Raw genomic sequence first — 20,730 nt, forward strand, 5'->3', positions numbered from 1 at the left:
TCGGCTCTCAGTTCTCGATCGGCCGGGCCGCCGGCAGGTCGTTGCGGCGGCGGTGGAACAGGCGCTCCAGGGCCAAGTATATGACCGGCGTGGTGAACAGTGTCAGCGCCTGGCTGACCAGCAGCCCGCCCACCACCGCGATGCCCAGCGGCTGGCGCAGCTCGGCCCCGGCCCCGGCGCCGAGCATCAGTGGCACCGCGCCCAGCAGGGCTGCCAGGGTGGTCATGATGATCGGACGAAAGCGCGTCAGGCACGCCTCGTGGATCGCCGCCTCTGGCGCAAGCCCGCGCTGGCGCTGGGCCTCCAGGGCAAAGTCGATGAGCAGGATGCCGTTCTTCTTGACGATGCCGATCAGCAGCACCACGCCGATCAGGCCCATGATGGTGAAGTCCTGGCCCATCAGCCACAGCAGCGCCAGTGCGCCAAGGCCCGCCGAGGGCAGGGTGGAAATGATGGTCAGCGGGTGCACGAAGCTCTCGTAGAGCACCCCCAGAATGATGTACACCGCCACCAGCGCGGCCAGGATCAACCACGGCTGGCTCGACAGCGAACTCTGGAAGGCCTGGGCCGCGCCCTGGAAGGTGCCGATGATCGAGGCCGGCATGCCCAGCTCGCGCTGGGTGCGTTCGAGGATGCTCACCGCATCGCCCAGGGCTACCCCCGGTGCCAGGTTGAACGACAGGTTGGCGGCCGGGAACAGCCCGTCGTGGCTGATCGACAGCGGCCCGGTGCTGGGCGCCGCGACCTTGGCCAGCGCCGCCAGCGGCACCATCTCGCCACTGAGGGGCGAGCGCAGGTAGAAGTAGGCCAGGCTCTCGGCCTTGCCACGCTGGCGTGCATCGATTTCCAGGATCACCTTGTACTGGTTGGTCTCGGTCTGGAACTCGCTGATCTGACGCTGGCCGAAGGCGTCGTACAGCGCCTGGTCGACGTCGGCGGTGGTCAGGCCGAAACGCGCGGCGGCCTGGCGGTCGATGTCGATGCGGGTCACGCTGGCGCCCAGTTGCAGGTCGTTGGACAGGTCGCGGAACGCCGGGTTGGCGTGCAGACGTTCGGTCAGGCGCTGGGTCCACAGGTTGAGCGCCGGGCCGTCGTTGCTCTTGAGCACGTACTGGTACTGGCTGCGGCTGGGCCCGGAGCTGAGGTTGATGTCCTGCCCGGCCCGCAGGTACAGCACCAGGCCCGGCACCTGGGCGGCCTTGGGGCGCAGCCGGTCGATGAACTCGCTGGCCGACACGTCGCGCTGGGCAGGGTCCTTGAGGGCGATCCAGAAGCGCCCGTTGGCGATGGTCTGGTTGCTGCCGGTAACCCCCACCGAGTGCGAGAACGCGCGTACCGCAGGGTCGGCCTCGATGATCTTCGCCAGCGCCTGGTGCTTGCGCACCATGTCCGGGTACGACACGTCGGCTGCGGCCTCGGTGGTGCCGAGGATGAAGCCGGTGTCCTGCACCGGAAAGAAGCCCTTGGGAATGGCCACGTAGCCGCCGATGGCCAGGGCCAGGGTCACGAAGAACAGCCCGAGCATCAGCCGCTGGTGCGCCAGGGCCCTGACCAGCAGCCGATCGTAACCGGCCACCAGGCGTTCGCCGAAGGTCGGCGCGGCGTGCTCGGGGTGTTGCGGGCGGCGCATGAACAGCGCGCACAGGGTCGGCGCCAGGGTCAGCGAGACCACCACCGAAATCAGGATGGTGGAGGTGGCGGTGAGGGCGAACTCCTTGAACAGCCGCCCCACCACGCCCCCCATGAACAGCAGCGGGATGAACGCGGCCACCAGCGAGAAGCTGATCGAGACCACGGTGAAGCCGATCTCGCCGGCGCCCTTGAGGGCAGCCGTGCGGCTGTCGTCGCCGGCCTCCAGGTGCCGGTGGATGTTTTCCACCACCACGATGGCATCGTCCACCACAAACCCCACGGCGATGACGATGGCCACCAGGGTCAGGTTGTTCAGGCTGAAGCCGAACAGGTACATCAGCGCGAAGCTGGCCACCAGCGATACCCCCAGCACGCTGGAGACGATCAGCGTGGCCGACCACTGGCGCAGGAACAGCGCCATGACCGCGATCACCAGCAGCACGGCGATCAGCAGGGTGATCTCCACCTCGTGCAGCGAGGCGCGGATGGTCTGGGTGCGGTCGCTGAGCACCGACACCTGCACCGATGCCGGGAGCATTTCCTCCAGGTGCGGCAGCGCCTGCATGACCCGGTCCACGGTGTCGACGATGTTGGCCCCGGGCTGGCGGAACACCACCAGGTTGAGGCCTTCCTGATCGCCGGACCAGGCTTTGACATAGGCGTTTTCGGCGCCGTTGATGACCGTGGCCACGTCCTTGAGGTGCACCGGAGCGCCGTCGCGGTAGGCGACGATGAGCTGGGCGTATTCATCGGGGTGGAACAGCTGGTCGTTGGTGGCCAGGGTCGACACGCTGCTGTCGCCGTACAGCGCGCCCTTGGCCAGGTTGAGGCTGGTCTGCTGGATGGCCTGGCGCAGGTCGGCCAGGGTCAGGCCGATGGCGGCGAGTTTTTCCGGCTGGGCCTGCACGCGAATCGCCGGGCGCTGCTGGCCGGTGATGTTGACCAGCCCGACCCCGTCGATCTGGCTCAGCTGGCGTGCCAGCAGGGTTTCGGCGTAGTCGCTCAGTTCGTTGGCCGGCATCTGCGCGGAGCTGACGGTCATGATCAGCACCGGGCTGTCGGCCGGGTTGACCTTGCGCCAGGTGGGCAGGCTCGGCATGTCCTGGGGCAGGCGCGAGGAGGCGGTGTTGATCGCGGCCTGGACTTCCTGGGCGGCGGTGTCGATGTTCTTGTCGAGGGTGAACTGCAGGATCAGGCTGGTGGAGCCCAGTGCGCTGCTGGAGGTCATCTGGGTCATGCCGGGGATGGCGCTGAACTGCACCTCCAGCGGGGTGGCCACCGACGAGGCCATGGTCTCGGGGCTGGCGCCGGGCAGCTGCGCGCTGACCTGAATGGTGGGGAAGTCCGCCTCGGGCAGCGGTGCCACCGGCAACTGCGGGAACGCCACCACGCCCAGCAGCACCAGGGCGAAGGTCAGCAGCAGGGTGGCCACCGGGCGGTCGATGCACCACGCACTGATCGAGCTGCGCCCGCTCATGGCTGCACACCGCTGCCGGCAACATCGTCGCCGACGGGCGCGGCGGGCGGGGCTGTCAGTACCTCGACCCGGGCGCCGGGCCTAAGCCGCGACTGCCCGTCGGCCACCAGCGTGTCGTTGACCGCTACGCCGCTGATCACGTTGAGATTGCTGTCCTGGTACAGCACCTTGACCGGCACCACCGCGACCTTGTCGCCCTCGACGCGGTACACGAAGTGCTGGTCGATGCCCCGCTGCACCACGCCGGGGGGCACCACCAGCGCATCGCGCTGGATGCTGGTCTGGATCTTCAGGCTCACCAGTTGCCCCGGCCACAGGCGGGCCTGGGCATTGTCGAACGCGGCCTTGGCGCGCAGGGTGCCGGTGTTGGCGGCGATCTGGTTGTCGATCAGGCTCAGGTGCCCTTCACCCAGCAGCAGGCCGCCGCTGTCGCCGTTGCCTTCGAGGTAGGCACGGATCGGCGCCGGGGGTTCGGCGGCCACCAGCCCCTGCAGGGTCGGCAGCCATTGCTGCGGCACGGCGAACTCCACCGCAATGGGGTCGATCTGGGTCACGCTGAACAGGCCCTGGGCGTCGCTGGTGCGCACCAGGTTGCCTTCGTCGATGTTGCGAATGCCCACCCGTCCGGTGACCGGCGAGCGGATCTGGGTGTACGACAACTGCACCTTGGCGGCGGCGATCGCTGCCTGGTTGCCGAGGATGCTTGCCTTGAGCTGGTTGACCAGTGCCTGCTGCTGGTCGAGGGTCTGGCGCGAGATGCCGTTGTCTTCGCTGAGCAGGCGGTAGCGCCTGAGGTCGACCTCGGCCACCTGCTGCTGGGCCTGGCTCTGGCCCAGTTGCGCCTGGGCCTGCTCGAGGCTGGCGCGGATGCTGCGGTCATCCAGGGTGGCCAGCAGGTCGCCGGCCTGCACCGACTGGCCCTCCTTGACCAGGATCCGGGTCAGCACGCCCTCCACCTGGGGGCGGATCTGCACGCTGTGCAGCGACTGCACCGCGCCGATGGCGCTGAGGTAGTGCGGCACATCCTGCTGCTGCACCTGGATCACACTGACCGGGGTGGCCACGGGCATGGCCGGTTGGCTGGCCGTGTGGCGACCGAAAGTCAGGTACAGCGCCAGGCCCAGCAGCAACGCTATCAGGCCGAAAAAAAACACTCGAGAGCTGGAAATTCGCATGCGTGCACGGCGCCAGGGCAGAAAAAGGAGGGCTGTCAGTAGGTTATAGCTGCTACTGGGGGTCAGCAGTGTGACGCCCACCTGTCAGCGCTGTCAGCTGGCAGATGGCCAAGTGCCAATAGTCTGCGCTGGATCAAGGTTTTACTAAATGTTGCCCCGTAGAGTCTCTCGCCCTGCCGCCCCTCCACCTATAAAAACGCGAGCGCTTTCGATGAAGAGCAATCTGCCTGTGACCGGCCGCAATGTAGATTACCCCGGTGACGCGAATATCCTTTCCACCACCGATCTGACCAGCGCCATTACCTATGCCAACGAGGATTTTCTCAAGGTCAGCGGGTTCGAGCGCGACGAGCTGATTGGCCAGTTGCACCATGTGGTACGCCATCCCGACATGCCTTCCCAGGCCTTTGCGCAGATGTGGCAGACCCTCAAGGCCGGCCGCTCGTGGATGGGGCTGGTGAAGAACCGCTGCAAGAATGGCGACCATTACTGGGTCAGCGCATTCGTGTCGCCGGTCACCAGCCAGGGCCAGACGGTGGAGTACCAGTCGGTGCGCACCAAGCCCACCCCGGCGCAGGTGGAGGCCGCCGAACGCTGCTATGCACGCTTGCGCCAGCAGCGCCCGTTGCCCTGGTGGCAACGCCTGCCGCGCCCTGGCCTGGCGCTGCAGCTGGGGCTGGGCACAGGCCTGGTGCTGGCAGTGGTGCTGGGCACCAGCCGCCTGCTGGTGCCGGCGCTGCCGTGGCAGTGGCTGCTGGAGCTGGTGGCCGCCGGTGGGCTCAGTGCGCTGCTGGTGTCGGTGCTGCTGCGCCCGCTGGAACAACTGCGTGTGCGGGCGCAGTCGATTGCCGACAACCCGTTGAGCCAGCAGTTGTATACCGGCAAGGCGGGCGCCGGGGGGCAGATCGAGTTCGCCCTGCTGATGCTCGAGGCGCAGATCGGGGCGGTGGTGGGGCGCATTGGCGACACCTCGCAGCGCCTGGCCGGCCACACCGCAGAGCTGGCGCAGCACCTGCAGCACAGCCACACCACCACCCTGGGCCAGCAGGGCGAGGCCGATCAGGTGGCGGCGGCAATCAACCAGATGACCACCAGCGTGGCCGAGGTGGCCAGCAATGCCCAGCAGGCTTCGGAGGCCGCCGAGCATGCCGAAGATGCCACCCAGAATGGTCACCAGTTGGTGGACCGCAGCCGCAGCAGCATCCTCGAGCTGGCCAGCGCGCTGAGCGCTGCCACCGAGGTTATCCACACCCTGGAAGGCCACAGCATGGAAATTTCCGGAGTGCTGTCGGTTATCCACAGCATCGCCGAGCAGACCAACCTGCTGGCACTGAACGCGGCCATCGAGGCGGCGCGGGCGGGGGATCAGGGGCGTGGCTTTGCGGTGGTCGCCGATGAGGTGCGCGGCCTGGCCAAGCGCACGGCCGAGTCCACCGGCGAAATCCAGCGCATGATCAGCGCCTTGCAGCGCGGCACCCGCGATGCGGTGCAGGCCATGCACGAGAGCCGCGAGCATGCCGGGCAGAGCGTCGAGCAGGCGCAGCAGGCGGCGGTGGCGCTGGACGGCATCAGCCAGCAGGTCAACCAGATCAGCGAGATGAGCCTGCAGATTGCTGCGGCGGTGGAGCAGCAGAGCCTGGTCAGCGAAGACATCAACCGCAACATCATCAGCATTCGCCAGGCCAGCGAAGAGAGCGTGGTGGCCGGTCAGCACGGGCATGCCAACGCCAGCGACGTGGCCGGCCTGGCCGAAGACCTGCGGCGCCTGGCCGAGGAGTTCTGGCAGCGCCGCTAGGCGCCGCTCAGAAACCGATGAAGCTGTAGTGGCCAGCCGATGTGCTGCACACCCGGGCGCCGGCCTGATGCAGTTGCTCGACCAGTGCCGGGTTTTCCACGTGCAGGGTCCAGGGCGCCAGCGCGGCGTTGCCCGGGGCGTGCAGGGCGGCGTGCAGCGCCCCGGTGTCGGGCAGGTAGGCGGTGAAGCCGTTGCCCTTGAGCGCGCTGGTGGTGATGCCCAGTTGCTGGCAGATCTGCACTTTGGCGTGGATATCGTCGCGGTCGGCCTGGCGCGAGCGCTCGATCAGCTCGGCCAGTTGGCGGTCCATCAACTGGCTGCCGTGGATCAGTACCGGGCCGCGTTGCCAGGCTTCGGTCGGGCAGTCCTTGGCGTCGGGGCGCAACGGGATGTGCGGGTTGATTTCCATCGGGTAGATGCGGCACACCAGCGGCCGGCGCTCATAGATGCGGCACAGGTTGTCGGCATCCAGATTGCGGCAGGCGCCGGGGTTGAACGCGGCGAAGGTGATGGCCACGTGTGCCTGGGTACTGCCGCAGGGCACGGCGCAGGCACGGCGGGTGGCGTGCTCGCGCTGGGCGTCGGGCAGGCCCAGGCCGTTGGCCAGAAAGGCTTCCACCAGCACGATGAGCTGGCCGCCATCTGCCACCCAGTGGCGCGCTTCGTCGAGGGTCAGGGGAACGTGGTGGCCATTGCAGCATTTGCCACAGCCGGTGCAGTCGAACTGGAGTGAGGTTGCAGCGCTGGTCACGGTTTGGCGGGGGTCCATTCGGTGATGAAGGCAGTCTTGCGCTGCTTGTCGAACAGGCACAGCTCGCTGCCTTGCTGGTTCTTCATGTGCTTTTGCGGGTAGTGGCCGCTGATCAGCAGGGCACTGTAGCCGACGCGGTCGTCGAACTCGGCCGGCTTGCTGGCGGGCCGGGCATCCTTGAACTGGCTGGCGGCGAGGCAGGCCCTGGTCAGGGCTTGTTCGTGGTCGGCCCAGGCCTGGTCGCTGGAGGCATGGGCGCCGAGGCTGAACAGGGCCAGCAGGGCGAAGGTGAGGGCTTTCATGATGGGCGGCTCATGAGGGGAGAGGCCGCTGATTATGCCAGAGCATCGGTTTTTGCAGGAGCAGGAGCGTTTCAGCGTTTGTCCTGGCCCCTTCGCCGGCAAGGGATCACGGCCCCTGTAGGAGCCGGCCTTGCCGGCGAAGGGGGTCGGCTCAGCGCTCGGCGAAAGCCACCGCCCGCGCGGCCACGATCAGGCAATCGGTGAGTTCCGGCGAGGAGAACTTGGTCAGCACCGCATTCGCCCCTGCCAGCCGGGCTTTCTCGCTGTTCATCGCGCTGTCCAGCGAGGTGTGCAGCAGTACATAGAGGTGCTGGAAGTCAGGCGTTTCGCGCAGCGTGCGGGTGAAGGCGTAGCCGTCCATCTCGGACATCTCGATGTCCGAGACCACTACGTTGATCTCCCGGTCGGTGCCCTGCAGCTCCAGCAGGGTGTCGATGGCATCCTTGGCGCTCTTGGCGGTGTGGCATTCCAGCCCCAGGCCGCGCAGGGTCAGCACCGACTGGTGGAGTGCCACATGGCTGTCATCGACCACCAGTATGTTGGTGGCCTGCAGAACGGCGGCGTCTTCGGGGTTCAGCTCGCTGCTGCTCACTTCACGCGGCGGCGGCGCAATGCCGTGAATGACCTTTTCGATGTCCAGCACCTGCACCAGCGTGCCGTCCACCTGGGTTACCCCGGTGATGAATGCCTTGCTGCTCGACCCGTAGGGCGGCGGCTTGATGTCGGTACTCAGGCAATGCACGATGCGGCTTACCGCCTGCACGTGCAGGCCCTGCTTGGAGCGGCTGATGTCGGTGACGATCAGGCAGCCGCCGTTGGGGTCTTCCAGCGGGCGCTCGCCGATGGCGCGCGACAGGTCGATGACCGACAGCGAGTTGCCCCGCAGGGTGGCCACGCCTTTGACGTGCGGGTGCGATTCCGGGAGCTTGGTCAGGGGCGGGCAAGGGATGATCTCGCTGACCTTGAGCAGGTTGATTGCCATCAGCTTGCCGCTGCGCAGGGTGAACAGCAGCAGCGACAGCGAGTCGGCGCGGGCATTTTGCGAGGCCATAGGCACCTTCAGGGCAAAGAGAATAAGGGATCTGCCGGGTTATCGACCCGAGCACGCCAGGCTTTAATCCGCCACTGCACTTCAGCGTAGCCCCAGTCGGCGGGCCAGGCGGCTGAGGTTGGCGCGGTCCAGGCCCAGCTCGCGCGCGGCACTGGCCCAGTTGTGCTGGTGGCGCTCCAGGCAGGCCTCGATCAGCTGGCGCTGGTACAGGTCCAGGGCCTGGCGCAGGTCGGTGCCGGGCGGTGGTGGCAGTGGCGCCGCCACGCTGGGCGCTGCGCCCGGGCCGGCGCCGGGCAGGTCGAAGTCGCGGGCCTCCAGGGTCAGGATCTTCGGCCGCTCGGGGTGCTGGCCCAGCGCCTTGAGCGACGAGCGGCCGATCAGGTGCTCCAGTTCGCGCACATTGCCCGGCCAGTCGTACGCCAGCAGCGCGGCCTGGGCATCGCTGCTCAGGCGCAGGCTGTTCAGGCCCATGCGCGAGCGGTTCTGCTCCAGGAAGTAGCCACTGAGCAGCAGCACGTCGCGCCCGCGCTCGCGCAGCGCCGGCACCCGCAGCGGGTACACGCTCAGGCGGTGGTAGAAGTCGGCGCGGTAGCGCCCGGCACGCACTTCCTCGGCCAGGTCGCGGTTGGTGGCGGCAATCAGGCGCACATCCACCTGGTGCTCCTGGTCCGAGCCCAGGCGCTGCAGCTGTCCGCTTTGCAGCACGCGCAGCAGCTTGGCCTGCACGGCCAGCGACAGTTCGCCCACTTCGTCGAGAAACAGTGTGCCGCCGTTGGCCAGCTCGAACTTGCCGCGTCGCTCGCCCACCGCGCCGGTGAAGGCGCCGCGCACATGGCCGAACAGCTCGCTCTCGACCAGGGTGTCGGGCAAGGCGGCGCAGTTGAGGCTGATCATCGGCTTGTCGGCACGCGCCGACTGCTGGTGGATGGCCTGGGCCACCAGCTCCTTGCCGACCCCGGTTTCACCGGTGACCAGTACGGTCAGGTCGCTGCCGGCGACCAGGCGGATCTCTTCGAGCAGGTGCTTGTGGGCCTTGCTCTGGCCGATCAGTTCCTGGTGCTGCTGGCCGCTGGCCTGGCGGTAGATCTCGGCGCGCTGGTGTTCGTCTTCGGCGCGCAGGGCCAGGCGTTCGATACGTTGCGCCACGTTGACCGTGGCGGCGGCCAGGCTGGCGAAGGCCTGCAGGGCGTCCAGCTCGACCTGCTGGAAGCGCTCCGGGGCCAGCGCATCGAGGGTGATCAGGCCCCAGGGCCGTTCGTCGACGAACAGCGGGCAGCCCATGCAGTCGTGTACCTCCAGGTGCTGGTGCAGGCCCTCGACCAGGCCGTCGTAGGGGTCGGGCAGTTGGCTGTCGCTGGCAAAGCGGGTCGGCTCGCTGCGGCTGAGCAGGGCGGCGAAGCGCGGGTGTTCGCTGACCTTGAAGCGTCGGCCCAGGGTGTCGGGGCTCAGGCCGTCCACCGCCAGGGGGACCAGCCATTCGCCATCCAGGCGCAGCAGCGCGGCGGCGTCGCATGGCAACAGGGCGCGCATGGCTTCGAGCAGGCGACGGTAGCGTTCGCGTTCGGGCAGCTCGCGAGACAGGTCGCTGACCAGGGGCAGCAGTGCGGTAAGCAGGGATTTTGCGGTCATGATGACTCCTTCGAGTCTTTATGACTCTAGCAGGGCTGTGGTCAATTTGACTCAAAAATATTCAAGCTATTGATTTATATGGATTTAATAGTTGGCACGAAAGCTGAAACAACCCGGGCAGATTATCCAGAAGCCATAAAGCCCGGGAGTTACCCATGCTCAATGCCCAAGATCGTGCCATCGTCAAAGCCACCGTTCCGCTGCTTGAAAGCGGCGGCGAGGCGCTGACCACGCACTTCTACAAACTGATGCTCAGCGAATACCCCGAGGTGCGTCCGTTGTTCAACCAGGCCAACCAGGCCAGCGGCGACCAGCCGCGGGCGCTGGCCAATGGCGTACTGATGTATGCACGCCATATCGACCAGCTCGAGCAACTGGGCGGCCTGGTGAACCAGATCATCAACAAGCACGTGGCGCTGCAGATCCTGCCCGAGCACTACCCGATCGTCGGCGCCTGCCTGTTGCGTGCCATCGAAGAGGTGCTCGGCAAGGAGATCGCCACCCCCGAGGTGATCGCGGCCTGGGGCGCGGCCTACCAGCAACTGGCCGATATCCTGATCGGCGCCGAAGAGGGCCTGTACCAGCAGAAGGCCCAGGCGCCGGGTGGCTGGCGCGGTGCGCGGGCGTTCCGGCTGGCGGCGCGGGTGCAGGAGAGCAGCGAGATCGTCTCGTTCCACTTCGCCCCGCTCGATGGCGGCCCGGTCCTCAAGGGCGAGCCCGGCCAGTACCTGGGCCTGAAGGTGCAGATCGATGGCCAGGAGCACCGGCGCAACTATTCATTGTCGGCGCTGGGTGACGGCCGCGAGTACCGCATCAGCGTCAAGCGCGAGGCGGGCGGCAAGGTGTCCAACTACCTGCATGAGCAACTGCAGGTGGGCGATACCCTGGAGCTGTTCCCGCCGGCGGGCGAGTTCACCCTGAGCGCCAGCGACAAGCCGCTGGTGCTGATCAGCGGCGGGGTAGGGATCACCCCGACCCTGGCGATGCTCGACGCGGCCCTGGCCAGCGGTCGCCTGGTGCACTTCATTCATTGCGCGCGCAACGGTGCGGTGCATGCGTTTCGCGACTGGGTGGACGAACGCGCGGCGCGTCATCCGCAGCTCAAGCGCTTCTATTGCTACGCCGAGGATGATGGGGTGAGCCTGCCGGCCGACGCCGTGGGGCTGCTGAGCCAGGATCAACTGGCGCAGTGGCTGCCGGTCGAGCGTGACCTGGACGCGTACTTCCTGGGGCCCAAGGGCTTCATGGCGGCGATCAGGCGTCAGCTCAAGGCCCTGGGGGTGCCGGAGCAGCAGAGCCGCTACGAGTTCTTCGGGCCGGCGGCAGCACTCGAGTAAGGGCCGGGGCCTGTTCGCCGACAATGCCGGCGCCTGCAGCTGCGCGTATGTGCTGCAGGCGCCGGCTAAGCTGCCGACCTTAATCTTCTTTTAATCGGTTTAACCTTCACTCCCTGTGGTCATGGTCGGCGTGTAGAATTGCGCCCAGGCTTGAGCCACCTATCTAGTGAAGGGAACGGGAATGAACGATCTAACGCAGCGCCTGAATCGGGAACGGCGCTTTCTGGTACTGCTGGGCGCCATCTGCCTGGCGCTGATCGGCGGTGCCCTGTACATGCAGATCGTGCTGGGCGAGGCACCGTGCCCACTGTGCATCCTGCAGCGCTATGCATTGCTGTTCATCGCCCTGTTCGCCTTCATCGGTGCGGCCATGCCCGGGCGGCGCAGCCTCACGCTGTTCGAGGCCCTGGTGGTGCTGAGCGCCATCGGCGGCATTGCTGCAGCGGGCAACCACGCCTACATCCTGGCCAACCCGGCCGTCAGCTGCGGCATCGACACACTGCAGCCGATCGTCGACGGCCTGCCGCTGGCCTCGGTGCTGCCGCTGGTGTTCCAGGTGGATGGTTTCTGCTCGACGCCGTACCCGCCGGTGCTGGGGCTGTCGCTGGCGCAATGGGCGCTGCTGGCCTTCGTGCTGACCGCCGTGCTGGTGCCGCTGGGCATCTACCGCAACCGTCGCCAGCGTTAGACAAAAGTCCCGTGTCGAGGCAAGTGCGCAGGGCTTGAGAATTTTCCGAAGAAGTCGCCTCCAGGTTGACCTGGATCAAGTCCCAACCCTTGCGGTACGGGCATTTCAGGGCTACAGCCAGGGGTGCGACAAACTGTCGCGAAATTGATTTTTGCTGCGCTATTGTTACGTTTTCTGTAAAGGACTGTTGCTCAATAAGTCATAGTCATGGCCATGTTACGTCACTACAATCGCCCCCAATTTCCGTTCGGCACCGCTTGCGAGTTGCAGGATTAAAGGAGCTCCGGCCCCTTTCGTGACTCTGACGAGCATCGCCTGCGGCGATGCCGGGCTGACCCCCCTCCCGTGATTTTCCGCACCAAATGGAATTGGTCTGTAAACAGGCCTGATTGCCTACGAAGTCAAAACAATAAGCACCGTTGCACACCGGTTCTGCCGAGCAGCCGCAGCTGAATTCCGGCGTGACCGTATTCGATCCCATAAATGCTGACGCTTGGCAGGACGAAGTGTTGGCGACCAAAACACAAATTGCATTGAAGCAAGCTGCTCTAGAGGTCGTGAGATGAGTAAAAAGCGTTACCCCAGACTGTTTGGCATTCTGCCCTTTTTAGGCATGCTTTTACTCAGTGGGTGCAACTGGACCCTGCTCGACCCGAAGGGCCAGGTCGGCATTGAGCAAAGGAACCTGATCCTGATCGCTACCGGCCTGATGTTGCTGGTGGTGATTCCTGTCATTTTCATGACGATCGCGTTCGCGTGGAAGTATCGCGCCTCCAACAAGGCTGCCACCTACACCCCTGACTGGTCGCACTCGACCAAGATCGAAGTGGCCGTATGGTCCATCCCGGTGCTGATCATCATCGCCCTGGGTTATGTCACCTACCTCTCCACCCATAAGCTGGACCCGTACCGTCCACTGGATTCCGACGTGAAGCCGGTGCAGATCGACGTGGTCGCGCTGGACTGGAAATGGCTGTTCATCTACCCGGAACAGGGCATTGCCACGGTCAACAAGATCGTCTTCCCGGCCAACACCCCGGTCAATTTCCGCGTGACCTCCGACGCCGTGATGAACTCGTTCTTCATCCCGGGCCTGGGCGGCCAGATCTACGCGATGGCGGGCATGACCACCAAGCTGCACCTGATTGCCAACCAGAACGCCGAGTTCGACGGGATCTCCGCCAACTACAGCGGTGCCGGCTTCACCGGCATGAAGTTCAAGGCGATCGCCACGTCCCAGGAAGATTTCGAGGCGTGGGTCAACGAGGTCAAGCAGTCGCCGCAACAACTGGACAAGGCCACCTACGAGGCTCTGGCCAAACCTAGCGAAAACAACCCGGTTGCGCTCTACAGCGTGGCCCCGGAAAACATGTTCCAGTCCATCGTCGACAAGTACGAGGGCATGAACCGTGGCAAGCCGGTGGTGCACGAGAAGAAAGAGCACAAAGAAGCGGCCGAAGCGATGGACGTGAGTATGCATTCAGCTGCTGGGGCAGAGGAGTAAAAGATGTTCGGTAAACTTAGTCTGGACGCGATCCCGTATCACGAGCCGATAGTCATGGTGACCCTCGCCATGATCGCGCTCGGCGGTCTCGCGTTGGTTGCTGCAATCACCTATTTCCGCAAGTGGACCTACTTGTGGACCGAGTGGCTGACGTCGGTCGACCACAAGAAGATCGGGGTGATGTACATCATCGTCGCGATGGTCATGCTGCTGCGCGGCTTTGCCGACGCCATCATGATGCGTACCCAGCTGGCCATGGCCACTGGCGGCGCCGAGGGCTATCTGCCTCCTGAACACTATGACCAGATCTTCACCGCTCACGGTGTGATCATGATCATCTTCATGGCGATGCCATTCTTCACCGGCCTGATGAACCTGGCCCTGCCTCTGCAGATCGGTGCACGTGACGTTGCCTTCCCGTTCCTCAACTCCCTGAGCTTCTGGCTGCTGGTGTCCGGCGTTGCGCTGGTCAACATCTCCCTGGGCGTGGGCGAGTTCGCCAAGACCGGCTGGGTGGCCTATCCACCGCTGGCGGGTATCCAGTACAGCCCTGGGGTCGGTGTCGACTACTACATCTGGGCGCTACAGATATCCGGATTGGGGACAACGCTGACCGGTGTCAACTTCCTGGCCACCGTGCTGAAAATGCGCGCCCCTGGCATGAAGCTGATGGACATGCCGATCTTCACCTGGACCTGCACCTGGGCCAACATCCTGATCGTGGCTTCGTTCCCGATCCTGACCGCGACCCTGGCACTGCTGACCGTTGACCGTTATCTGGACTTCCACATTTTCACCAACGAGCTTGGTGGGAACCCGATGATGTACGTCAACCTGTTCTGGGCATGGGGTCACCCTGAGGTGTACATCCTGATCCTGCCGGCGTTCGGCGTGTTCTCGGAAGTCATCTCGACCTTTACCGGCAAGCGCCTGTTCGGCCACAAGTCGATGATCTACGCCTCGGGTGCGATCTCGGTTCTGGGCTTCGGCGTATGGCTGCACCACTTCTTCACCATGGGTTCGGGCGCCAGCGTCAACACCTTCTTCGGTCTGGCGACCATGCTCATTTCGATCCCGACCGGGGTCAAGCTGTTCAACTGGCTGTTCACGATCTACCAGGGCCGTCTGCGCTTCACCGCGCCAGTGCTGTGGACCCTGGGCTTCATGGTGACCTTCTCGATCGGCGGCATGACCGGCGTACTGCTGGCCGTACCTGGTGCTGACTTCGTGCTGCACAACAGCCTGTTCGTGATCGCTCACTTCCACAACGTGATCATCGGTGGTGCGGTGTTCGGCTACATTGCCGGCTTCGCTTTCTGGTTCCCGAAAGCCTTCGGTTTCACCCTGAACGAGAAGTGGGGCAAGGCTGCCTTCTGGTTCTGGATCTCCGGTTTCTACGTGGCTTTCATGCCGCTGTACGCACTGGGCTTCATGGGCATGACCCGTCGTCTGAACCACTCGGACAACCCTGCCTGGGAACCGTACCTGTACGTGGCCGTGGTCGGTGCCGTGCTGATCCTGTTCGGTATCGCCTGCCAGCTGATCCAGCTGTACGTGTCGATCCGCGATCGCAAGGACAACATGGACGTCACTGGCGACCCATGGAATGCGCACACCCTGGAATGGTCGACCTCGTCGCCACCGCCGTTCTACAACTTCGCCACCATGCCGGAAAAAGTCGGCCTGGACGCATGGACCGAAGCCAAGCGCGCCGGTATCGCCTACAAGGCTCCGGCCCAGTACGCACCGATCCACATGCCGAACAACACCGCTACCGGTCTGTACATGGGCGCGCTGTTGACCGTCTTCGGTTTCGCCACCATCTGGCACATCTGGTGGTTGGCCGCGGTCGGCCTGATCGGCACCATCGCTGTCTTCGTTGCTCACGCTGCGCGTGACGACCAGGGCTACATGGTTCCTGCCGAGGAAGTGGCACGTATCGAAGGTGAGCGTCTGAAGCACCTCGGTCTGGCTACCGGCTCGCCAGTCGGTGCGCCTGTCGAATCGTTTGAACGGGTTTAATCAATGTCCAGTCATGTAATCAATGCTGATGCTGCTCATGGTCACGACCATGGGCACGAAGAACACCACGACTCGGGCCAGATGACCGTATTCGGTTTCTGGCTGTACCTGATGACCGACTGCATCCTGTTTGCGTCGATCTTCGCAGCCTACGCGGTGCTGTCCGGCAACTTTGCCGGCGGCCCGTCGGGTCACGACATCTTCGAACTGCCGTATGTACTGGCTGAAACCGCGCTGCTGCTGTTCTCCAGTATCACCTTCGGCTTCGCCATGCTGCAGATGTACAAGGGCAACAAGAACGGTGTACTGGCCTGGCTGGCAGTCACCTTCCTGCTCGGCCTTGGCTTCATCGTCATGGAAGTCAACGAGTTCCACCTGCTGATCAGCGAAGGCTTCGGCCCGCAGCGCAGCGGCTTCCTGTCGGGCTTCTTCGCCCTGGTCGGCACCCACGGTCTGCACGTGACCGGTGGTCTGATCTGGATGGCCGTGATGATGTACCAGATCCAGAAGAAGGGCATCACCGGTTCGGCCAAGACCCGCATGGGTTGCCTGAGCCTGTTCTGGCACTTCCTGGACGTGGTCTGGATCTGCGTATTCACCGTTGTCTATCTGCTGGGGGTTCTGTAAATGGCTAACGCACATAACGAGCACGCCGAGGGCAGCCACGGCAGCGTGAAGTCGTACGCAATCGGCTTCGTACTGTCGGTGATCCTGACGCTGATCCCGTTCGGTCTGGTGATGTACCCGACCTTGCCCAAAGACATGACCGTACTGATCGTGGTGGCCTTCGCGGTCATCCAGATCGTCGTGCACCTGTACTACTTCCTGCACCTGGACCGTTCGCCAGAGCAGCGTGAGAACGTCAGCGCCTTCCTGTTCACCGGGTTGGTCATTGCACTGTTGGTCGGCCTGTCGCTGTGGATCATGTTCAGCATCCACACCAGCATGATGGCGAAGTGAGGTAAGACGGCATGTCCTTTAAGCACTTTATCCAAATCACCAAACCGGGGATCATTTTCGGTAACGTGCTTTCTGTGGCAGGCGGTTTCTTCCTTGCCGCGCAAGGGCATGTGGACTTCATGCTGTTCCTGGCCACGGTGATCGGCACTTCGCTGGTGGTGGCGTCCGGTTGCGTGTTCAACAACTGCATCGACCGTGACATCGACATCAAGATGGAGCGCACCAAGAACCGTGTGATGGTTCAAGGGCAGGTCTCGCTGAAGATCGCGCTGGCCTACGCCACCCTGCTCGGGGTGGCCGGGCTTGGCCTGCTGTACGTGCAGGCCAATGCCCTGGCAGCGTTGTTCGGCCTGATCGGGTTCATCATCTACGTGGGTTTCTACAGCCTGTACCTGAAGCGCAAATCGGTGCACGGCACCCTGGTAGGCAGCCTGTCCGGTGCCATGCCTCCGGTGATCGGCTACTGCGCCGTGAGCAACAGCTTCGACCTGGCTGCGTTGACCCTGCTGGTGATGTTCAGCCTGTGGCAGATGCCGCATTCCTATGCGATCGCGATCTTCCGCTTCAACGACTACCTGGCGGCCTCGATTCCGGTACTGCCGGTCAAGCGTGGCATCCTGGTGGCCAAGAAACACATCCTCTGGTACATCGTGGCGTTCCTGGCAGCGACCCTGATGCTGACCATCGGTGGTTATGCCGGCATGAGCTACATGGCTGTTGCGGCGGCGATGGGCATGTACTGGTTGTACATGGCCTGGACCGGCTACAAGGCTGTGGATGATCGCCTGTGGGCGCGCAAGCTGTTCGTGTTTTCCATCTTCACCATCACCGCGTTGAGCGTGATGATGTCGTTGGACACCAAGGTGCCGACCGAACTGCTGCTGACCTACGCGCATTGATCTGATGTGTTGAAAGAGACCCCGGGCCGAAAGGTGCCGGGGTTTTTTTTGCCCTTCAGAAACGGCTTCGCTCTTGCTCCCGCTCCCGCTCTTGCTCTTGCTCTTGCTCTTGCTCTTGCTCTTGCTCTTGCTCTTGCTCTTGCTCTTGCTCTTGCTCTTGCTCTTGCTCTTGCTCTTGCTCTTGCTCTTGCTCTTGCTCTTGCTTTTGCTTTTGATCTTTCCGTCCTTCAGGAGGCCGAATGGAGCCCGCGTGTAGTGGGGTGTAGGGCCATGGATGGCCCGGAAAGTGCCGACGGGCAGGGACGCCCGTGCGGCGCGGCCCCACGGAGCGTGGGTGGAGTGAGGGGACCCGTAGCGAAGCGTAGGGCCGGATGCTGGACGGAGCGGTTTTGCTTACTTTTTCCAAGAAAAAAGTAAGCCGCTGTAAGAGCGGAAGGGGCCCTAAATGTCGATATCCATGCTGGATAAGCACATGATTGTCGATTTTCATGTGGTTGTGATTATCCGACATGGATAGCGCTGCGAGCGGCGCCTTCCGCTCTTACAGCGGGTCACTTTTGGCAAACGCCCCAAAAGTAACCAAAAAGGCTGGGCCCTGCATACGGCCCTACGCTTCGCTCCGGGTCCCCTCGCTCCGCACCTGCTCCGGGGGCCGCGCCGCACGGGCGTCCCTGCCCGTCGGCACTTTCCGGGCCATCCATGGCCCTACACCCCACTACGCAGGCGCTCCACTCGGCCTCCTGAAGGGCCAGAAGATCAAAAGCAGATCAAAAGCAGATCAAAAGCAGATCAAAAACCAGAGCAAGATCACCAGCCGGAGCAAGGCCTCTGGATCGGTGCGTGCCAACGGCCGGCAATCCCTCCCACCCGGGCACCACTCCCCGCTGAACACGCAACCCCCGGCATTGCTAGCGTGACGGCTCCCCACCCCAAGGAGCACACCGCCATGAGCATTCTGACCGTTTACTTCTGCGGCACCGGATCGCACCGTTTCGATGACCAGAACCCCAATTTCTGGAACGGCGAACTGGTCGCCACCCTTGCTTCCAACGACCAGAGCCGCGAGTTCGCCAACTGGATCGCCATCGACGGCCCGGGCAGTGGCAACATGCAGGCCGATGACCTGTTCATCGAAAACAAGGAATACGGCCTCACCGGCACCCTGTTCGGCGCCGGCTGGGAGCAGAACGTGGCCCACGCCCTGCAGGTCATCAAGGGCTCGTGTACCTGGCAGCGCGAAAAACTCACCGAGCAGGACTACAACCGCCTGAAGTCAGCCGGCGTGCCGATCGAGGACGTGAAGAAGGAGGGTTCCTGGTTCTGGCGCCAGTACGACTATGGCGACCGCGGCGTGACCCCGCAGCAACTCCAGGAAGGCATCATCCGCATGCACCGCAAGGACGGCCTGATTCCCGATCAGGTCAATATCGTGGGCTGGAGCCGCGGCGGCATCAGTGCCCACATGCTCGCCAACGCCATGGCCGACGACCCGCAACTGGCCCACGTGCCGGTGAACATCTTTGCCATCGACCCCGTGCCCGGGATCAACAACCTGCAGCCACACCGCCTGCACCTGCGCCCCAACGTGAAGGAGTACGTGGGTTTCTTTTCTCGCGACGAGCGCTCCAAGGGCTTCGCCTGCGTCATCCCGTCCACCTACCCCGATACCCGTGTCCACATCTTTCCGCTGCCAGGACGCCACGCCACGCTGGTGGGCAATGCCTCGGCCGATGGCGCCAGTGCCGGCAACGAGCTGCCCGACCCGGGCCTGATCGTGCGCCATTTTGCCGAAACCTGCCTGACCCGCTGGGGCGTGACGCTGCAAAAACGCCTTGAGCTGAGCGAAGGGCAGGTGGCCGACTACCTGGATGCCATGGACCGCGACGATGCCCGCTACAGGGCCATGCGCAAGCACTCCTACACGCTGCTGAGCGAGTCCGAAGGGGAGCATCGGCTGGTCCACCAGGGCGATATGCGCAAGGCTTTCAGCTTCGTGCGCGGGGCCCACATGGCGCCGGAGGAGGGCCTGGATGTGGGGAGCTGGCGCTCGCTGTCGTTCGAGCGTCTGTGCTGACACCCCGGCACCGGTCGCGGCCGCGCTGCGCGGCCCGCGATCGAATCCACTTTACAGGCATTGCCTGCAGGCACTATCTTCTGCCTCGGCCACCGCAGTGGCCAACGTCGCTCGGACGGTTCCGGGCGCTTACGTCCTCGAGGTAACCATGGCTGACCAAGGTTCGCCGCGCCGCTTTGCGCGCATAGATCGTCTCCCCCCCTACGTATTCAACATCACCGCCGAACTCAAGATGGCCGCGCGCCGTCGTGGCGAAGACATCATCGACCTGAGCATGGGCAACCCCGACGGGGCCACGCCGCCGCACATCGTCGAGAAGCTGGTACAGGTCGCCCAGCGCGAAGACACCCACGGTTACTCCACCTCGCGCGGTATCCCGCGCCTGCGCCGGGCCATCTCGCACTGGTACAAGGACCGCTACGACGTCGAGATCGACCCCGAGTCCGAAGCCATTGTCACCATCGGCTCCAAGGAGGGCCTGGCCCACCTGATGCTGGCCACCCTGGACCACGGCGATACCGTGCTGGTGCCCAACCCCAGCTACCCGATCCACATCTACGGCGCGGTGATCGCCGGGGCCCAGGTGCGTTCGGTGCCGCTGGTGCCCGGCGTGGACTTCTTCAACGAGCTGGAGCGGGCGATCCGCGAGTCGATCCCCAAGCCCAAGATGATGATCCTGGGGTTCCCCTCCAACCCCACCGCGCAGTGCGTGGAGCTGGACTTCTTCGAGCGTGTGGTGGCACTGGCCAAGCAGTACGACGTGCTGGTGATCCACGACCTGGCCTATGCCGACATCGTCTACGACGGCTGGAAGGCCCCGTCGATCATGCAGGTGCCGGGTGCCAAGGACATCGCCGTGGAGTTCTTCACGCTGTCCAAGAGCTACAACATGGCCGGCTGGCGGATCGGCTTCATGGTCGGCAACCCGGAGCTGGTCAACGCCCTGGCGCGAATCAAGAGCTACCACGACTACGGCACCTTCACGCCGTTGCAGGTGGCGGCGATCGCGGCGCTCGAAGGCGACCAGCAGTGCGTGCGCGACATCGCCGAGCAGTACCGCCAGCGGCGCAACGTGCTGGTCAAGGGGCTGCACGAGACCGGCTGGATGGTCGAGAACCCCAAGGCCTCGATGTACGTGTGGGCCAAGATCCCCGAGCAGTACGCGCACCTGGGTTCGCTGGAGTTCGCCAAGAAGCTGCTGGCCGAAGCCAAGGTATGCGTGTCGCCGGGCATCGGCTTTGGCGACTATGGCGATGACCATGTGCGCTTTGCCCTGATCGAGAACCAGGACCGCATTCGCCAGGCGGTGCGCGGCATCCGCCAGATGTTCCGTGCCGATGGCATCGAGGCGCCGAAGGCGGCCAGGGCTTCACGCACGTCGTGATGCACCTCGCCGGCAAGGCCTGCTCCCGTAGGAGCCGGCCTTGCCGGCGA

The 20,730-nt window shown here is 64.3% G+C and carries 16 protein-coding genes; 10 read left to right on the forward strand and 6 right to left on the reverse strand.

Annotated elements, in window-relative coordinates:
* Nucleotides 1-7: 7 nt before the first annotated feature.
* Both MF6396_RS06355 and MF6396_RS06360 read right to left on the reverse strand, forming a co-directional pair.
* Nucleotides 8-3,109: a multidrug efflux RND transporter permease subunit gene (locus MF6396_RS06355; protein ID WP_043864395.1), complete on the reverse strand. Its 3,102-nt coding sequence runs from the start codon at nt 3,107-3,109 to the stop codon at nt 8-10.
* Nucleotides 3,106-4,284, reverse strand: coding sequence for an efflux RND transporter periplasmic adaptor subunit (locus MF6396_RS06360; RefSeq protein WP_058541382.1), 1,179 nt, complete (start codon nt 4,282-4,284; stop codon nt 3,106-3,108). The genes MF6396_RS06355 and MF6396_RS06360 overlap by 4 nt, the downstream gene beginning before the upstream one ends.
* Nucleotides 4,285-4,495: 211 nt before the next feature.
* Here MF6396_RS06360 and MF6396_RS06365 point away from each other — a divergent pair, with 211 nt between their 5' ends.
* On the forward strand, nt 4,496-6,079 hold the full coding sequence (locus MF6396_RS06365; protein ID WP_078479910.1) for a methyl-accepting chemotaxis protein: 1,584 nt from the start codon (nt 4,496-4,498) through the stop codon (nt 6,077-6,079).
* 7 nt (nt 6,080-6,086) lie between these two features.
* On the opposite strand, the gene MF6396_RS06370 is transcribed toward MF6396_RS06365, so the two are convergent.
* From MF6396_RS06370 to norR, 4 genes are all read right to left on the reverse strand, one after another.
* Nucleotides 6,087-6,848, reverse strand: a complete 762-nt coding sequence (locus MF6396_RS06370) for a YkgJ family cysteine cluster protein (RefSeq protein ID WP_078479911.1) — start codon at nt 6,846-6,848, stop codon at nt 6,087-6,089.
* A complete protein-coding gene (locus tag MF6396_RS06375) occupies nt 6,827-7,132 on the reverse strand; it encodes a hypothetical protein (protein WP_078479912.1) in 306 nt (101 codons plus the stop codon). Before MF6396_RS06375 ends, MF6396_RS06370 begins: the two co-directional genes overlap by 22 nt.
* A gap of 151 nt (nt 7,133-7,283) precedes the next feature.
* A complete protein-coding gene (locus tag MF6396_RS06380) occupies nt 7,284-8,183 on the reverse strand; it encodes a chemotaxis protein (RefSeq protein ID WP_043864400.1) in 900 nt (299 codons plus the stop codon).
* An 81-nt stretch (nt 8,184-8,264) separates the two neighbouring features.
* Entirely contained in the window at nt 8,265-9,812 is a 1,548-nt protein-coding gene (gene norR, locus MF6396_RS06385; protein WP_043864401.1) for a nitric oxide reductase transcriptional regulator NorR, read from the reverse strand.
* A 155-nt stretch (nt 9,813-9,967) separates the two neighbouring features.
* On the opposite strand from norR, the gene hmpA reads away from it, so the two are divergent.
* The 9 genes from hmpA (at nt 9,968) to alaC (ending at nt 20,680) form a co-directional block, all read left to right on the forward strand.
* Nucleotides 9,968-11,149, forward strand: a complete 1,182-nt coding sequence (gene hmpA, locus MF6396_RS06390; protein ID WP_054916293.1) for an NO-inducible flavohemoprotein — start codon at nt 9,968-9,970, stop codon at nt 11,147-11,149.
* Nucleotides 11,150-11,330: 181 nt separating this feature from the next.
* Nucleotides 11,331-11,837 carry a disulfide bond formation protein B gene (locus MF6396_RS06395; protein WP_043864403.1) on the forward strand — a complete coding sequence of 169 codons (507 nt, stop codon included), beginning with the start codon at nt 11,331-11,333 and terminating at the stop codon, nt 11,835-11,837.
* A 562-nt stretch (nt 11,838-12,399) separates the two neighbouring features.
* Entirely contained in the window at nt 12,400-13,341 is a 942-nt protein-coding gene (cyoA, locus tag MF6396_RS06400; protein WP_043864404.1) for a ubiquinol oxidase subunit II, read from the forward strand.
* Nucleotides 13,342-13,344: 3 nt separating this feature from the next.
* Nucleotides 13,345-15,363 carry a cytochrome o ubiquinol oxidase subunit I gene (cyoB, locus tag MF6396_RS06405; protein ID WP_043864405.1) on the forward strand — a complete coding sequence of 673 codons (2,019 nt, stop codon included), beginning with the start codon at nt 13,345-13,347 and terminating at the stop codon, nt 15,361-15,363.
* A gap of 3 nt (nt 15,364-15,366) precedes the next feature.
* Nucleotides 15,367-15,990: a cytochrome o ubiquinol oxidase subunit III gene (gene cyoC, locus MF6396_RS06410; RefSeq protein ID WP_043864406.1), complete on the forward strand. Its 624-nt coding sequence runs from the start codon at nt 15,367-15,369 to the stop codon at nt 15,988-15,990.
* A complete protein-coding gene (gene cyoD, locus MF6396_RS06415; protein WP_043864407.1) occupies nt 15,991-16,323 on the forward strand; it encodes a cytochrome o ubiquinol oxidase subunit IV in 333 nt (110 codons plus the stop codon).
* A gap of 11 nt (nt 16,324-16,334) precedes the next feature.
* Nucleotides 16,335-17,222: a heme o synthase gene (cyoE, locus tag MF6396_RS06420; protein ID WP_043864408.1), complete on the forward strand. Its 888-nt coding sequence runs from the start codon at nt 16,335-16,337 to the stop codon at nt 17,220-17,222.
* 946 nt (nt 17,223-18,168) lie between these two features.
* Entirely contained in the window at nt 18,169-19,296 is a 1,128-nt protein-coding gene (locus tag MF6396_RS06430) for a hypothetical protein (protein WP_078479914.1), read from the forward strand.
* A gap of 148 nt (nt 19,297-19,444) precedes the next feature.
* A complete protein-coding gene (alaC, locus tag MF6396_RS06435; protein ID WP_043864411.1) occupies nt 19,445-20,680 on the forward strand; it encodes an alanine transaminase in 1,236 nt (411 codons plus the stop codon).
* Nucleotides 20,681-20,730: the final 50 nt, after the last annotated feature.

Source organism: Pseudomonas sp. MF6396, from assembly GCF_002018915.1.
Taxonomy (GTDB): Bacteria; Pseudomonadota; Gammaproteobacteria; order Pseudomonadales; family Pseudomonadaceae; genus Aquipseudomonas; species Aquipseudomonas palmensis.

Coding starts and splice junctions, on each gene's coding strand:
- MF6396_RS06360 (WP_058541382.1), bottom strand. CDS start 4,284: ATGCGAATTTCCAGCTCTCGAGTGTTTTTTTTCGGCCTGATAGCGTTG.
- MF6396_RS06430 (WP_078479914.1), top strand. CDS start 18,169: ATGAGCATTCTGACCGTTTACTTCTGCGGCACCGGATCGCACCGTTTC.
- cyoB (WP_043864405.1), top strand. CDS start 13,345: ATGTTCGGTAAACTTAGTCTGGACGCGATCCCGTATCACGAGCCGATA.
- cyoA (WP_043864404.1), top strand. CDS start 12,400: ATGAGTAAAAAGCGTTACCCCAGACTGTTTGGCATTCTGCCCTTTTTA.
- MF6396_RS06365 (WP_078479910.1), top strand. CDS start 4,496: ATGAAGAGCAATCTGCCTGTGACCGGCCGCAATGTAGATTACCCCGGT.
- MF6396_RS06370 (WP_078479911.1), bottom strand. CDS start 6,848: ATGGACCCCCGCCAAACCGTGACCAGCGCTGCAACCTCACTCCAGTTC.
- MF6396_RS06380 (WP_043864400.1), bottom strand. CDS start 8,183: ATGGCCTCGCAAAATGCCCGCGCCGACTCGCTGTCGCTGCTGCTGTTC.
- cyoD (WP_043864407.1), top strand. CDS start 15,991: ATGGCTAACGCACATAACGAGCACGCCGAGGGCAGCCACGGCAGCGTG.
- cyoC (WP_043864406.1), top strand. CDS start 15,367: ATGTCCAGTCATGTAATCAATGCTGATGCTGCTCATGGTCACGACCAT.
- cyoE (WP_043864408.1), top strand. CDS start 16,335: ATGTCCTTTAAGCACTTTATCCAAATCACCAAACCGGGGATCATTTTC.
- hmpA (WP_054916293.1), top strand. CDS start 9,968: ATGCTCAATGCCCAAGATCGTGCCATCGTCAAAGCCACCGTTCCGCTG.
- alaC (WP_043864411.1), top strand. CDS start 19,445: ATGGCTGACCAAGGTTCGCCGCGCCGCTTTGCGCGCATAGATCGTCTC.
- MF6396_RS06355 (WP_043864395.1), bottom strand. CDS start 3,109: ATGAGCGGGCGCAGCTCGATCAGTGCGTGGTGCATCGACCGCCCGGTG.
- MF6396_RS06375 (WP_078479912.1), bottom strand. CDS start 7,132: ATGAAAGCCCTCACCTTCGCCCTGCTGGCCCTGTTCAGCCTCGGCGCC.
- norR (WP_043864401.1), bottom strand. CDS start 9,812: ATGACCGCAAAATCCCTGCTTACCGCACTGCTGCCCCTGGTCAGCGAC.
- MF6396_RS06395 (WP_043864403.1), top strand. CDS start 11,331: ATGAACGATCTAACGCAGCGCCTGAATCGGGAACGGCGCTTTCTGGTA.